Source organism: Streptomyces sp. DSM 42067, from assembly GCF_055792885.1.
Genome location: NZ_CM147706.1, coordinates 3,208,736 through 3,223,712 on the forward strand (window position 1 = coordinate 3,208,736; position 14,977 = coordinate 3,223,712).

Annotated in this window: 11 protein-coding genes; 4 read left to right on the forward strand and 7 right to left on the reverse strand. The window is 70.7% G+C overall.

Annotated elements, in window-relative coordinates:
- Nucleotides 1-22: 22 nt before the first annotated feature.
- On the reverse strand, nucleotides 23-742 hold the full coding sequence (locus ACSMXV_RS15010; protein ID WP_473178121.1) for a FadR/GntR family transcriptional regulator: 720 nt from the start codon (nucleotides 740-742) through the stop codon (nucleotides 23-25).
- Between the two features lie 217 nt (nucleotides 743-959).
- Between ACSMXV_RS15010 and ACSMXV_RS15015 the strand changes: the two genes are divergently transcribed.
- The 3 genes from ACSMXV_RS15015 (at nucleotide 960) to ACSMXV_RS15025 (ending at nucleotide 5,370) form a co-directional block, all read left to right on the forward strand.
- The gene (locus tag ACSMXV_RS15015) at nucleotides 960-2,321 is read left to right on the forward strand and encodes an SLC13 family permease (protein ID WP_473178122.1); all 1,362 of its coding nucleotides are present in this window, start codon (nucleotides 960-962) and stop codon (nucleotides 2,319-2,321) included.
- A 144-nt stretch (nucleotides 2,322-2,465) separates the two neighbouring features.
- A complete protein-coding gene (locus ACSMXV_RS15020) occupies nucleotides 2,466-3,938 on the forward strand; it encodes an acyl-CoA synthetase (RefSeq protein WP_473178123.1) in 1,473 nt (490 codons plus the stop codon).
- The gene (locus ACSMXV_RS15025; protein WP_473178124.1) at nucleotides 3,931-5,370 is read left to right on the forward strand and encodes a carboxyl transferase domain-containing protein; all 1,440 of its coding nucleotides are present in this window, start codon (nucleotides 3,931-3,933) and stop codon (nucleotides 5,368-5,370) included. The genes ACSMXV_RS15020 and ACSMXV_RS15025 overlap by 8 nt, the downstream gene beginning before the upstream one ends.
- Nucleotides 5,371-5,448: 78 nt before the next feature.
- On the opposite strand, the gene ACSMXV_RS15030 is transcribed toward ACSMXV_RS15025, so the two are convergent.
- Nucleotides 5,449-9,180, reverse strand: a complete 3,732-nt coding sequence (locus ACSMXV_RS15030) for a S8 family serine peptidase (protein ID WP_473178125.1) — start codon at nucleotides 9,178-9,180, stop codon at nucleotides 5,449-5,451.
- Nucleotides 9,181-9,502: 322 nt separating this feature from the next.
- Between ACSMXV_RS15030 and ACSMXV_RS15035 the strand changes: the two genes are divergently transcribed.
- Complete coding sequence (locus ACSMXV_RS15035; RefSeq protein WP_473178126.1) at nucleotides 9,503-10,540, forward strand: rod shape-determining protein; 1,038 nt, start codon at nucleotides 9,503-9,505, stop codon at nucleotides 10,538-10,540.
- Between the two features lie 44 nt (nucleotides 10,541-10,584).
- On the opposite strand, the gene ACSMXV_RS15040 is transcribed toward ACSMXV_RS15035, so the two are convergent.
- The 5 genes from ACSMXV_RS15040 to ctaD form a co-directional block, all read right to left on the reverse strand.
- Nucleotides 10,585-10,941: a VOC family protein gene (locus ACSMXV_RS15040; RefSeq protein WP_473178127.1), complete on the reverse strand. Its 357-nt coding sequence runs from the start codon at nucleotides 10,939-10,941 to the stop codon at nucleotides 10,585-10,587.
- A 62-nt stretch (nucleotides 10,942-11,003) separates the two neighbouring features.
- On the reverse strand, nucleotides 11,004-12,359 hold the full coding sequence (locus ACSMXV_RS15045) for an FAD-binding oxidoreductase (protein ID WP_473178128.1): 1,356 nt from the start codon (nucleotides 12,357-12,359) through the stop codon (nucleotides 11,004-11,006).
- Between the two features lie 11 nt (nucleotides 12,360-12,370).
- Entirely contained in the window at nucleotides 12,371-12,496 is a 126-nt protein-coding gene (locus ACSMXV_RS15050; RefSeq protein WP_473178129.1) for a hypothetical protein, read from the reverse strand.
- Nucleotides 12,497-12,816: 320 nt separating this feature from the next.
- A complete protein-coding gene (locus tag ACSMXV_RS15055) occupies nucleotides 12,817-13,176 on the reverse strand; it encodes a hypothetical protein (RefSeq protein WP_473178130.1) in 360 nt (119 codons plus the stop codon).
- On the reverse strand, nucleotides 13,173-14,903 hold the full coding sequence (gene ctaD / locus ACSMXV_RS15060) for an aa3-type cytochrome oxidase subunit I (protein ID WP_473178131.1): 1,731 nt from the start codon (nucleotides 14,901-14,903) through the stop codon (nucleotides 13,173-13,175). The genes ACSMXV_RS15055 and ctaD overlap by 4 nt, the downstream gene beginning before the upstream one ends.
- Nucleotides 14,904-14,977: the final 74 nt, after the last annotated feature.

Sequence of the window (14,977 nt, forward strand, 5' to 3'; positions counted from 1 at the left end):
GGCAGCCCGCACGACGCGGCCGTCAGTCGACAGGCGCGCGTTCGTCGTCCGGGTTCCAGTCCAGCAACCGCACCTTCGCGACCGTCCGTACATGCCGGCGCATCGCCGCGGCCGCCTGCTTGGGCTCCTGGGCCTCGATGGCATGCAGGATCGCACGGTGCTGGGTCAGGGACCGGGCGGGGCGGCCCGGCTGGCGGAGCGACTCGTTACGGCTCTCCGTGATCTGGTCGGCGATGGAGCGCATGAACTCGGCGAGCAGGCTGCTGTGCGCCGCGGCCGTCACCGCCGCGTGGAAGAGGCGGTCGCCCTCCACACCGGGTGCACCCTCGGCGATCTCGTCGGCCATATGGGAGAGCGCGAGGCGCAGGGCGGCGAGATCCTCGTCCGTACGGCGCTCCGCGGCGAGTTCGGCGAGCTTGGTCTCGAGCGCCTCGCGTGCTTCGAGTACGTCGGGAAGGCGCCGCCGCCGCTCGACCAACCGCTCCACAGGCTCCGCGTCGAGGCTGTCCCGCACCAGGTAGGTGCCACCGCCGTGGCGGACCTCCACCAGACCCTGGACCTCGAGGACCACGATCGCCTGCTTCACGGAGGCACGGCTGACTCCCAGGCGCTGCGCCAGATCGCGTTCGGGTGGCAGGCGGTCGCCGGACTGCAGGCCGCCTTCCGCCACGTAAGTGCGCAGCCGCTCGAGAACCTGCTCGTACAGGCGCGGTTTGGCCATCGGGCGCAGTGCGTCGGTCATGTGGTTCCCCCTCGCGTGATCCGCCCGTCGCGAGCGTAACACCGGGTTACGGTCAGTGGCTAAGTGGCTCATTGGCCAAGTGGCTGAGCCAATTTGCGTCAGACCCCTTGACGCTCGCTCGGGACGACGCCCAGTGTGGGGCAACCGCTTGGCCAAATGGCTCAGTGGCTCAGCCACTAGTCCACCTCAGACAAGGGACCCAGGGACGGGAGCCCGCATGTCCGCCGAACTGATATCGATCCTCGTGCTCGTCGTGGTGTTCGTCATCGCCACCACCCGCTCCATCAACATGGGCGCGCTCGCTTTCGCCGCTGCGTTCGCGGTCGGTGAGCTTGTTGCCGACCTCGACGCCGACGGCATCTTCGCAGGCTTCCCCGGGGACCTCTTCGTCGTCCTCGTCGGCGTCACGTATCTCTTCGCGATCGCTCGCGCCAACGGCACCACCGACTGGCTCGTGCATGCCTCGATCCGGCTGGTGCGCGGCCGCGTGGCGCTGATCCCCTGGGTGATGTTCGCCCTCACGGGTGCGCTGACGGCGATCGGCGCGGTCAGTCCGGCCGCCGTCGCCATCGTCGCACCGATCGCGCTGAGCTTCGCCGCCCGCTACTCGATCAGCCCGCTGCTGATGGGTGCGATGGTGGTGCACGGCGCGCAGGCCGGCGGTTTCTCGCCGATCAGCATCTACGGTTCGATCGTCAACGGCATCGTCGAGCGCGAGAAGCTGCCCGGCAGCGAGATCACGCTCTTCCTGGCATCCCTCGTGGTCAATCTCGTCATCGCGGGCATCGTGTTCGTCCTCTTCGGCGGGCTCAAGCTCTGGGCGAAGGGCAGCGTGACGAAGGGTGAGCAGGTCCCCGCGGCGGTGGGGGCCGCGAACGGCGGAAGCGGGATTGCGGGGAGCGGGAGCGGGGTTGCGGGCGGCGGGGGCGGGGTTACGGGCAGCGGAAACGGAACCGGGACGGGGACCGGGGATGACGCCCTCCTGACTCCGGCCCGCATCGCCACGCTCGCCGCCCTGGTCGCACTCGTCGTCGCCGTCCTCGCCTTCGACCTCGACGCCGGTCTGACGGCGATCACCCTGGCCGTACTGCTCAGCGCCTGCTGGCCGTCGGACAGCCGGAACGCGGTGGGCCAGATCGCCTGGCCGACGGTGCTGCTGATCTGCGGTGTCCTCACGTACGTCGGCGTCCTGGACGAGATGGGCACCATCACATGGGCCGGTGAGGGCGTCAGTGACATCGGCGTCCCGCTGCTGGCGGCGGTCCTGCTCTGCTACATCGGCGCGATCGTCTCGGCGTTCGCCTCATCCGTGGGGATCATGGGCGCGCTGATCCCGCTCGCGGTGCCGTTCCTCGCGCAGGGCGAGATCGGTGCGATCGGGATGGTGGCGGCGCTCGCGGTGTCGGCGACCGTCGTGGACGTCAGCCCGTTCTCGACGAACGGCGCGCTGGTCCTGGCCGCGGCGCCGGACGTCGATCGCGAGCGTTTCTTCCGGCAGTTGATGATCTACGGGGGGATCGTGGTGGCCGTGGTGCCCGCCGTGGTGTGGCTGGCGATGGTCGTGCCGGGGTTCGGGTGACCTGCGGCACGGCACAGCCCCGCCGGGGCACGGAACATTACTGGTAGAGCAGACCTGGCACCTGCCGACGACCGGCCCGCGACAACCCACCCAAGAGCCACACCCAAGAGCCACAGCGACAGCGACCAGCAAGGAGTACGACGCGTGTCCTCTCTCTTTCCGGCCATGAGCGCAGGTTCGGGCGCCGGTGCGGACCGGCCCGCCCTGCGGTTCGGTGACCGCGCCCTGACGTACGGCGAACTGGCCGCCGTGACCGGCTCCCTCGCCGAGCGCATCCGCGGTGCGGGCCGGGTCGCGGTCTGGGCCACGCCCGCCCTCGAGACCGCGGTCGGGGTGGTGGCCGCGCTGAAGGCCGGAGTCGCGGCCGTGCCGCTCAACCCGAAGTCGGGTGAGAAGGAGCTCGCGCACATCCTCTCCGACAGCGCGCCGTCGCTGGTGCTCGCGGCGCCCGGAGAAGAGCTCACCCCGGCGCTCGCCGCGCTGACCCGTATCGATGTGGATGCCGACGTACGGGCGGCGGCTGCGGACGGCCCGGCATCACGCCCCGCAGACGAGATCGACGACGAGGCCCCCGCCTTCGTCGTCTACACCTCCGGCACCACCGGCCCGCCCAAGGGCGCCGTACTCCCCCGCCGCGCGGTCGCCGCGACGCTCGACGCGCTGGAGGACGCCTGGCAGTGGACGGGCGACGACGTGCTGGTGCACGGGCTGCCGCTGTTCCATGTGCACGGTCTGATCCTCGGGATCCTCGGTCCGCTGCGGCGGGGCGGCTCGGTGCGGCATCTCGGCCGGTTCAGCACCGAGGGTGTCGCGCGGGAGCTGAACTCCGGCGCCACGATGCTGTTCGGCGTGCCGACCATGTACCACCGCATCGCCGAGGCGCTGCCCGCCGAGCCCGAGCTGGCCAAGGGCCTTGCCCAGGCCCGGCTACTGGTGTCGGGGTCCGCCGCGCTCCCGGTGCACGACCACGAGCGGATCGCGGCCGCGACCGGCCGCCGCGTCATCGAGCGGTACGGCATGACGGAGACCCTCATGAACACGAGCGTCCGGGCGGACGGCGAACCGCGCCCGGGCACGGTCGGCGTACCCCTCCCGGGCGTCGAGCTGCGGCTCGTCGACGAGGACGGTGCCGCCGTCGAGGCGTATGACGGGGAGACCGTCGGCGAGATCCAGGTGCGCGGGCCGAACCTGTTCACGGAGTATCTGAACCGGCCGGAAGCGACCGCGGCCGCCTTCGCGGACGGCGGCTGGTTCCGCACGGGGGACATGGCGGTACGCGATCCCGACGGATACGTACGCATCGTCGGCCGCAAGGCCACCGACCTCATCAAGAGCGGCGGCTACAAGATCGGGGCGGGTGAGATCGAGAACGCGCTGCTCGAGCACCCAGGGGTGCGGGAGGCGGCCGTGACCGGCGAACCGGACGAGGATCTGGGCGAGCGGATCGTGGCGTGGATCGTCCCCGCCGCACCCGATTCCCCGCCGTCCTCGGAGGAGTTGGCCGATCATGTCGCCCGCCGTCTCGCCCCGCACAAGCGGCCGCGCATCGTGCGCTATCTGGACGCGCTGCCACGCAACGACATGGGCAAGATCATGAAGCGGGCGCTCCATGCCTGACGGTGGCACCGGGCGGCCCGGGAGCGGACCTGGCGACGGGCCCGCCCGTCTCACCGCCCGCGAAGCCGTCGCCCTCCTGGCCGACGACTTCCGCGAACTCGCCTCCCCCACCGCCGAGTACGCTCCCGACGGCCCCCTCTCCTGGCAGGGCTACGACGACTCACGCGCGCGTGCCGCTGCCCGTACCGGCGAGCAGGAGTCGGTGGTCTGCGGCACGGCCACCGTGGGCGGCACGGAGGGACTGGGCGGCGACAACGGCGTGGGCGGCACGCGTTGCGTCCTGATCTCCTTCGAGTTCGGCTTCCTCGGCGGCTCACTCGGCGAGCGGACCGGCGACCGCCTGGAGGCGGCCTACACGTACGCGCGCGAGCACCGCCTCCCCGTCGTCTCCCTCATCGCGACGGGCGGCAGTCGTATGCAGGAGGGCATGCGCGCCCTGGCCCAACTCCAGCGGGTCGCCCGGCAGTCCGTCCTCACCCGCGAGGCCCGCCTGGCCCAGCTCGCCGTCCTCCGCGACCCGACGACGGGCGGCGGCTGGGCCACGCTCGGCGCGGGCGCCGACGTGATCCTGGCCCTCCCGGGCGCCCAGGTGGGCTTCGCCGGCGCACGCGTACGGCCGCAGGACGCGGACCCGTACGCGTACACGGCCGAGGCGCAGTTGGAGGCGGGGGCGATCGACGCGGTCGTGGCCCCGGACCGGCTCCGGGCCGAGGTCGCCCTGTGGCTGGAGCTGCTGACGACGGTGGACCCGGCGACCGAACGCGTCGCACCTCCCCCACCCCACGCCCTCGCCGCCACCCCACTCCCCCGCACCGGCTGGGACGCGGTCCAGCAGGCCCGGGCCCCCGAGCGCCCCCGCGCCCAGGCGTACCTGGATGCGTACTTCACCCGGCGGGCCGCCATCAGCGGCGACCGCTGCGGCGGCGCCGATCCCGGCATGGTGTGCGGCTTCGGGGAGCACGACGGACGGACCGTCGCGTACGCCGCGCAGTGCGGTACGGCAACCCGGCCCGCGGGATTCCGGACGGCGGCGCGGCTGGTCCGGCTGGCCGGGCGTCTCGGGATCCCGGTACTGACACTGGTGGACACGCCGGGTGCCGCCAATGACGCTGAGGCCGAGCGGGCCGCGGCCGGAGCGGCCATCGCGGACCTGTTCGCGGCCGTCGCCGCGTCACCCGTGCCGATCACCAGCCTGGTCATCGGCGAGGGCGGCTCGGGCGGTGCGCTGGCGCTGGCGGCGCCCGACAACACCTGGGCCACTCCGGACAGTTACTTCTCGGTCATCGCCCCCGAGCTCGCGGCCGCCATACTCAAGCGCCCGGGGGACGAGATCCACTCCACGGCCGACCAACTCCGCCTGCGCCCCCAGGACTTGGCCGAGCTCGGTGTCGTACGCGGCATCGTGGAGCAGGAACGGGAACAGACACACTGAGACACGTGCGGCGCCGCCTCCACCCGGACCCCGAAGGGCCGGAAGGAGGACGGCGCCGCACACCCATGTGCGCCGGGGCTACCTCACCCCCACCGCCCGAATGATCTCCTGGGTGACGGACCCGCCCCGGTCATCGCTCGCCGACGCGCGCAGCGACACGAACTCCGCACTGTCCGGCACCTTCAGAAGGCCCTGCCAAGCGGCCTTCTCTCCATCCCGTTCCAGGTCGACGGCCGTCCAGGTCGCGCCGTCGTCGTACGACACCTCGAGCGAGCCGCCCCCGATGGTCCCGGTGGCCTCGGCCCCCTTCACATACTCGGAGTGGATACCGACAGGAACGCGCTCCCCGCCCCGCACATCACCGGCGAGGTCGGTGTCGACGTCGAAGCCGAGGTTGAGCAGCGGCAGGTAGGTCCACCGGTCGTTCGGGGTCGCGGCGGACTTGAAGGTCCACTCGGAGTGGCCCTTCGTCGCCAGCTTCCAGCGCTCGGCGTCCAGGGCGGTGTCGGTGACGACCTTGTACGTGCGTTCGTCCGGAGAGGCGTTCCGGACGTACACGCCCGAACTGGTGCGGCGGTCGACCCGCACGCCGTCGACGTACACCTCGGTGACCTGCTTCATGGTGTCGTCGCTCCACACGTCCCCGAAGCCGGTGTGGTCGGGCCCGGAGTCGCCCCAGCCGGGGGTGTTGAACTGCAGCGTGCTGCCGCTGCGCTGCTGTCCCCAGCCGAGGCCGGTGCCCAGCCAGGGGTGCCAGACCGGTTTGAACCAGTCGAGCTCCGGGTGCGTGCCCCCGCGGTACGTCACCAGGCCGCCGCGCTGCTCGATGGCGCCGGGACCGGTCGTCACGGACTCGTGCCACAGCTGGCCGGGGCCCGTGGAGACGTAGTCGGTGCGTTCGACGGGGTAGTCGATCTTCTGCTGGAAGCCGAGGCCGACGGAGAAGGTGTCGGTGAGGGAGTACCGGTACTCGCTGCCGGCCGCGGGCTTGACCGCGTGGAACTTCGTCTTCACGGCGGCCAGGTCACCCGGGCCCGGCCTGTAGGCCAGGTCCCGGGGGATCGCGCCCGGGTGGCCCTCGGACAGGTCGTAGACGTACGGGGTGTTGCGCGTCCCGGTCGTCTCGATGCGCGTGCCGGTCTCGGCGGCCGCGACGAGCCGGGCCGCGTCGGCCGCGTTGACCGTGGCGATCTGCAGCGGACGTTCCGCGTAGTCCTCGGTGCCGAACCATGCCATGAGGCGGCCGGGCGCGTCATCGGTGACGAACAGCGCCTTCGCGCCCGCATCCTGGGCGGCCTGGGCGAGCTCCACCGGTTCGGTACCGGCCTCCAGGCGTGCGATCACGGCCTTGCCCTGCACGTCCTTGCCCGCGTACTCGGCGGGTGTCCCCGTCCCCGCGTCGACCACGGCGAGCTCGGTTCGGCCTTCGAGCAGGGAGCCGCCGGGCTGCACGACAGCCTCGCCGAGCCGCTCCCCGTCCTCGTTCCGCACCTCGAGCAGCGGCTTGCCCAACCGCCAGACCGTGCGGTACTCGAAGCTGCCCTCGGTCACCTCGGAGGTGGGCGCCGCGAAGATGCTGTCGTAGGTGAGCGGCACTTGGACGGCGTCGAAGAGGTCAGCTCCGTTCGCCTGCCGGTCGTACTCCATCACCAGCTGGCGGGTCTCGGTGCGGCGGCCGACGTCGGCGCTGATCTCCCGCAACTCCCGTCCGTCCAGGGTGACTTCGCGGTCCTGGGTGAGGTCGATCTCGGGTGCGGCGAGGAAGCCGAGGCCGAGCGAGTCCTCGCCCTTGCTGCCGCGCACGTCGAGGAACGACGTCAGGCTGTAGGTGCCGGGCTTCAGCCGCAGCTTGAGGGTGCCGGAGTCGCCGACCTGGGCCCGGGACGGGTCAGCGCCGTCGGCCAGCCGCTGGACGACGAGCCCGGCGGGCGTCGGGGCACCGTCGCGGTCCTTGACGTGGACGGTGAGCGTGTACCGCTCCTCCTCCTTGACCAGGCCGAACGCGGTGTGCGCCACCGGTATGCCGGACACGGAGGCGACGATCTGCCCCGAGGTGTTGCCCACGGGCGCCTTCGCGCCGTCACCGGTCACGGTGGTCGATGCGGTGCCGTGCGCCGGAACGGTGAGCACCGGGTCGGCGAGCGTGGCGACCCCGTCGGCCGCACCCTGCACGGCGAGGCTCAACTCCACCGGCTCATCGGAGGAGTTGGCGTAGGTGACCGTCCTGGTGACCGGCTTGTCGTCCTCGTACGGCCAGCTGTAGAAGCCCAGATCGGCGCTGCCCGTGGCGGTGATGAGCGCTGTGGTGGCGTCCGGCACGCTCACCCGCCCGGCACCCAGCTCGTAGACCGAGGCATCGAGCTGCTTCGACGTGGACATCAGCGCGTCCTTGAGCTGCGCGCCGGTCCAGTCCGGGTGCTTCTCGGCGAGCAGCGCGGCTACGCCCGCGACATGCGGAGTGGCCATCGACGTACCGCTCATCGACGTGTAGAAGCCGCTGCCGGAGTCGAACTGGGAGCGCGCGGCGAGGATGTTCACACCGGGCGCGGACAGGTCGGGCTTGAGCGCGTTGTCGCCGTAGCGCGGTCCCCGGCTGGTGAAGTACGCGGCGGTGTCGCCGGAGTCGACGGCGCCGATGGTGAGTGCGCTGTCGGCGGCGCCGGGCGAGCCGATGGTGCCGGGGCCCCCGGAGTTGCCGGCCGCGACGACGAAGAGGGCGCCGGTCTCCGCGGACAGGGTGTTGACGGCCTGCGCCATGGGATCAGTGCCGTCACTGGCCTCGGACGAACCGAGGCTCATGGACACGATCTTGGCGTGGATGTCCCGCGCGGCCCACTCCATGCCGGCGATGATCTGCGATTCGCTGCCGGATCCCTCGTCGCTGAGCACCTTGCCGACGGCGAGCGTCGCGCCGGGTGCGACGCCCTTCTCGGTGCCGTCGGACGCGGCACCGCTGCCGCCGACGGTCGAGGTGACGTGGGTGCCGTGCCCGTGGCGGTCGGCGACCTCCTGCCCGTCGATGAAGCTCTTGGATGCGGATATGCGGTCGGCGAGGTCGGGGTGGTCCGCGTCCACGCCGGTGTCCAGCACCGCGACCGTGACGCCCTTGCCGGTGAGCCCTGCCTCCCACGCCTTCGGCGTGCCGATCTGCTGGTTGCTCGCGGCCATGTCGGCCTCGACACGTCCGTCGAGCCAGATGCCGTCGATGCCCTGGGCGAACGCCCGACTCCCCGTGCTCCGGGCCGGCTCGGCGGCAGCGGGCGCCACGGCCCGCCAGAACGTCCGCCCCTTGTCCGCCTCGACGGCCGCCCCGCCGATGCTCGCCAGGGACCGCACCTTCTCGGCCCCGCGAGGCGTCCCGGCCGCGTCCCGGGCGGTCTTCTTGTACGTGACGATCAGCGGCAGCTCGTCGGTCTTCCGGTCGGCGAGCCCCTGCCGTATCAGCTCGGTCACGTCGAACAGCCGCTCATCGATCGTCCCGGCCCGCAGATAGGGCAGCGCCTCGTCCGGTACGACGGTGATGCTGCCGCCGGACATCTGCGTACGGACGGCTCCGGTCGCTCCTTCCGGACGGTCGACGGTGACGGTCTTCTTGCCGTCTCCGAGTTCGGTGACGGTGACCTTGTCGCCGGTCACCAGGGTCACGGTGTGGGCGGACCGGGCGGCCTTGGTGCGCGCGGCAGCCGGGATGCCGTCGGTGTCCGTTCCGGCTGCGACGGCGGGTCCCACCGTGCCCGCCGGGAGCAGAACGAGCGCGAGTCCGGCCGGCAACAGCCTCGCTCTGCGCCTCGCAGGTGCTGCTCTGGTCATGAAACCTCTCTTCGTCGGCCCCGGGACGGGGTGGTTCCCGAGTGCTGCGAAGCAGTCTCATCAGGCTTGTGTTGCAAGGGAGTTGACGCGTACTGGCGGGAAGGCGCCCCGGCGGCTTTCCGCCAGGCGGTTCCTGCCCTGCCGTCCGGAACCGGGGGATCCGCCCCCACACGGCCTCAAAGCACCGCGTTCGAGACCACCCGTACGGCCGTCCACTCGCCCGGCCCATCCCAGCGCGCGCACCCCGCACCAGCGTCTGACGATGCAGAGAAGGACCGCCGTCCGGCGGCCCGAACGGTCTGTGCTCTCGGGAGGACTCGCCATGACCGTCAATCTGGATCAGCTGCGTCGCTGCCATGTCGCCGTCGACCTGGGGGCTGCCAGGACCCGGGTGTTCGTGAAGGGGGCGGGCCTCGTCGTGGACGAGCCGAGCGCCGCCGCCGTCAACACCCGGACCGGCGCGTTGATCGCGGTCGGCGCGTTCGCCGAGCAGATGACGGGCCGCACACCCTCGTACATCCGTGTAGTGCGTCCCGTCTCCGGGGGTACCGTCGTCGACATCGACATGGCCCAGCGCATGCTGCGCGGCCTCATCGGCGAGAAGCTCCGCCGCAATCTGCGCCGCAAACCCCGGCTGCGGGCCGCCGCCTGCACCCCGCACGACGCCGACCCGCTGGCGCAGCGTGCCGCCGTCGAGACGCTGGTGGGCCTCGGTGCGCGCCGTGTGGAGCTGGTGGACACCCTCATCGCCGCCGCGGTCGGCTGCGGGCTGCCCGTCGAACTGCCCGAGGCCACCATGATCATGGTGTGCGGGGCTGCCACGACTCAGGTCGCCGTGCTCTCACTGGGTTCGATCGTGACCGCCGAGCGGATCCCGGTGGGCGGCGAGGCCATCGACCACGCGATCGTGCAGCATCTGCGCCACCACCACGAGTTGATGCTGCCGTCGCAGTCGGTGCGCCCGCTGCAGGTCGCGCTCTCCGGCAACGGCCTCACGCCGTACGGCCCGACGACCACGGAGATCCACGGCCGGGACGTGGCCACGGGCCTCGCCCGCTCCGTGTACGTCGACACCGCGGCCGTGCGCGACGCCATCCACACCCCGTTGACCGCCGTACTCGACGGCATCGGCAAGGTGCTGCGGGACTGCCCGCCTGACCTGGTGGCCGATCTGGCCGACCGCGGCATCGTGATGGTCGGCGGCAGCGCCCTGCTGCCGGGACTCGACCAGATGCTGCGTGATGCCACGGGTATGCCGGTGAACATCGCGGAGCGTCCCGACGTGTGCGCGATCCTCGGCCTGGGCGCGATGTTGGAGGGCAGGGTCCGGCCGCTGGTCCTGGACCAACTGGCGGGCTGACGGCTACGGCTACGGCTACGGCAGCCCCTCCGCCGTGGCGGCCCTCAGGCGTCGGCCCCGCCGTGCGCGACCGTGTGCCGCGGCTCGTACAGACCGAGTTGCGCGCCGCTGGGCAGCGTCACCGCGGTGAGCAGCCCCCACCCCTGATCATTCACGGGTCCCACCGTCACCCCCTTGTCCCTCAGTTGCGCCACCGTGCCCTCGATGTCGTCGCACATGAGATACAGCTCGTGGCTCGGCCGCTCCGTGGAGGGATGAACCGCGACCTCCGTGGGCGGCAGCGCGAAGATCAGCCAGCCGCCGCCGGCGTCGACTCCCGGAAACCCGAGCACGTCCCGGATGAAGGCACGATCGGCGACCGCGTCCCGGCTGTAGAGGATGACGTGAGCGCCATTGATCATGGCTTCATCGTCACACGGGTTCAGGGCCGGGGCCACACGGCCCACGCCGGGTACGCCGCTGCTCACGTCGTGAGGTACGTGTGGAAGAGGCCCTCCGGGTCGTACCGCGCCCGCAGGGCCTGCAGACGCTGCCACGCCTCGGGCGTATAGGAGCGCTCGGCACGCGAGGGCTCGGCGGTGAGGTCGGCCTCGGCGACGTAGTGGCCGGTGCCGAGGGGCTCGAGGGCGCCCATCGTGTCGCGAAGCCAGCGGATGTTGAGGTCGTCGTCCTCGGGATCGCTCCAGATGGCGAACGGGGCGACGTAGGTGTCGCCGAGCGCCGAGAAGGCCATGTTCCGCGACAGGCCCCTGTCCCTGGACGCGGGCCGGAAGGGTGCGAGGACGACCGACCGCTCGGAGGGGGCTTCCGCGACGAAGGGCGCGAGCCTGCGCAGCAGCGTCTCGAAGGTGTCGTCGGACCACAGGGTGTCGACCGCGCACCGGTGTCCCTCGGGCCACAGGGTCCCGGAGGTGGCGTAGAGGGATTCGTACGTTGTCGGCTTGTCGACCTGCCGGGAGAGGGCACGGTCGGCGAGGGGACAGGTCCGCAGCGGTTCCAGGGACCGGATCGCCTCGTCGCGCGAGGCGGCGAAGGCGGTGGCGGTGACCTTGACCACCTTGGGCCGGTACGGCGCGGCCGAGTCGGACGGATCGGCCGTCCCGAGGAGGAAGGACGCCTCGACGGTGGGCGGGAGCCGGTCCGCGGCTTCGGTGGCCCATGCCGCGACGGCCCCGAGCTCCGCGAGCGGGAAGGTGTAGGTGGTCTCCATGATCGCTGCCGGGAGATCCCACAGCCGCAGATGGAAGCGGGTGACGACGGCGAAGAAGCCGGGGCCCGCACCGCGGGCCGCCCAGAACAGGTCGGGGTTCTCGTGATCGCTGCACCGGACGCCGTGCCCGTCCGCGGTGACGGCTTCGATCGCCCGGACGCTTGCGCAGCCCGGTCCCCATGCGCCGGAGTTCCAGCCCAGGCCGCCGCTGAGCAGGTAGCCGCTGACGGCCACGCTCCCGCAGTGCCCGGCCGGGAAGGCGAGGCCGTACGGGGCGAGTTGAGCGGCGAGCGAGCTGCCCGTGACGCCGGGCTGCACGGCGGCCGTCCGTGCCTCCGGGTCCACGACGCACTGGCGGAGCCCGGACAGGTCGATGAGCATGCCGCCGTCGCGGACCGGGGAACCGATCCAGCTGTGGCCGCCCGCGCGTACGGCGATGCGGAGCCCACTGGAGCGGGCCAGCCGCAGGGCCTCCTGAACGTCCTGCTCCGACTCGGCCCGGACGATCATCTCGGGGAACCGCTGCGGTTTGAGGTCGTTCCAGACCATCTCCGACAGGATGGCTTCATACGCGCTGTCGCCTCGCCGGACGATTTTCGCCTGGGTCATGATCAGTTCCTTCAGCCCCCGATCAGGTCGGAGCCGGTTGTGGCCTTGTCGGCGGCCGTGTCGGGGGCTCTGCCGGCGACCCTGCTGTACGCCAACTGCAGCGCATCCGCCCCGGCCAGCGCGGTCAACGCACCCATGGCCGTCCTCGGGGCGGTCGGGCAACGGCCGGCCACGGTGCCGGACCACCGCGGCCCACGCCCCCGTGTACGCGCCGAACCCCGCCAAAGCCGCCAGGTAACCGCCCAGCGGCCGCTCGTGTCCGGCCGAGTAGGCCCGCTCAGTACGCCGGAGAAGCCTCTGCACGTGCCGTCCGGCTCGGCCACCAGGTGCTGTGCCCATTCGCCGTGCCGCTCCCGTCTCGGTTTCGCACAGATCGACACCTCAAAGGACCGGGCTGCCCTCGACATCACAGTAAGGCGATCGGACAGAACCGGCGCGATCGGTAGAGGCGTCGGGCTCAGCGGTACAGGGTGAGAAAGCCGGCCGCGGCCGACAGTGCACAGGAGACCAGCAGCAAGGCCACGCACCTGCACAACAGCCGCTGACGAAGAGCCAGGTACCGCGCCTCGTACTCGTCCTGCAGTTCGGCGCAGCGAGCCGCCACCGCCCCCAGCAGTTCCTTGGACAGCGCGAGCCGCTCGTCGGCGTAGTGTCGGGCGACCTCTTCGTGCTGGGCTGTGGTCAGCCAGGCCATACGCCGGGCGAAGGCATCCCCCTCCGCCCGGGCCGTGCGGATCTCTGCCTGGCACAGCAGGTACCCCTCGAGTTGCGCGATACCGGCCGCCGCCTCGGCGTCCTCCGGGGGGCGACGGCTCATCGGCTGTCCTCGTCACCGGTCAGCGGCCGGGCAGCTCGCTTGTCCGGCTCGACGACGTCCCGCTTGCCCAGGGTGATGTCCTCCTGCTGGATCTGCACATCGGGGTGGTTCATGACGAACGCCGGCGACTCGGAGCGGATTCGCGGGAGGGCGACGAAGTTGTGGCGCGGCGGCGGGCAGGACGTGGCCCACTCCAGCGAGCGGCCCCAGCCCCAGGGGTCGTCGACGTCGATCCGCTTGCCGTACCTGGCGGTCTTCCACACGTTGTAGAGGAATGGCAGCGTCGACAGGCCGAGCAGGAAGGACCCGATCGTCGACAGCGTGTTCAGCGCCGTGAACCCGTCCGATGCCAGGTAGTCGGCATAGCGGCGGGGCATGCCCTCCGCGCCGAGCCAGTGCTGGACGAGGAAGGTCATGTGGAAGCCGACGAACAGCGTCCAGAAGTGGATCTTTCCCAGTCTCTCGTCGAGCATGGTGCCGGTCATCTTGGGCCACCAGAAATGGAATCCGCCGAACATCGCGAAAACGATGGTGCCGAACAGCACATAGTGGAAATGACCCACGACGAAATAGGTGTCTGTGACATGCCAGTCCAGTGGGGGCGACCCCAGGATCACGCCGGTCAGCCCGCCGAAAAGAAACGTCACAAGAAATCCGATGGCCCACAGCATCGGCGTCTCGAACGACAGTGAACCGTTCCACATCGTGCCGATCCAGTTGAAGAACTTCACTCCGGTGGGTACGGCGATGAGAAAGGTCAGCAAGGAGAAGAACGGCAGCAATACGGCGCCGGTGGCGAACATGTGATGCGCCCAGACGGTAGCGGACAGTCCGGTGATGGAGACGGTGGCCCCGACCAGCCCCATGTACCCGAAGATCGGCTTACGGGCGAACACCGGGATGATCTCGGTGACCACACCGAAGAAGGGCAGCGCCAGGACATACACCTCCGGATGACCGAAGAACCAGAACAAGTGCTGCCACAAAAGCGCCCCACCGTTCTCCGCCGCAAAAACGTGAGACCCGAAGCGGCGGTCCGATTCCAGCACCAGCAGCGCGGCCGCGAGCACCGGAAAGGCCAGCAGGACCAGCACCGAGGTCAGCAGCACGTTCCAGGTGAAGATCGGCATCCGGAACATCGTCATCCCGGGCGCCCGCATGCCGATGATCGTGGTGATGAAGTTGACGGCGCCCAGGATGGTCCCGAATCCGGACATCGCCAGCCCCATGATCCACATGTCGGCGCCGATGTTGGGGGTGCGCTCCCCCCGGCTGAGCGGGGTGTACGCCGTCCAGCCGTAGTCGGCCGTGCCGTTGCTGGTCAGCATGCCCCCTACGACGATGAGACCGCCGAAGAGGAACAGCCAGTACGAGAGCATGTTCAGACGCGGGAAGGCCACGTCGGGGGAGCCGATCTGCAGCGGCATGATCGCGTTGGCGAAACCGGCGAACGTCGGGGTGGCGAACAGCAGCAGCATCACGGTGCCGTGCATGGTGAAGGCCTGGTTGTACTGCTCGTTGGAAATGAGCTGGATTCCCGGCCGGGCCAATTCGGCACGCATCACAAGAGCGAGCACCCCGGCAAAGAGGAAAAAGATGAAAGAAGTGATGAGATAAAGGTGACCGATCTTCTTGTGATCGGTGGTGCTCAGCCATGCCGCGATCACCGCTCCAGGTCCGCGACCCTTTACCGGAACAGGGGTTACCGGCTCGGTAGATGTGGCCATGGAATCCTCGATGCACAGACGGTCGGTGAGCCGGCCGGACGAGCAGTAAAAGCACCCCGGCCGACTCCGCAACC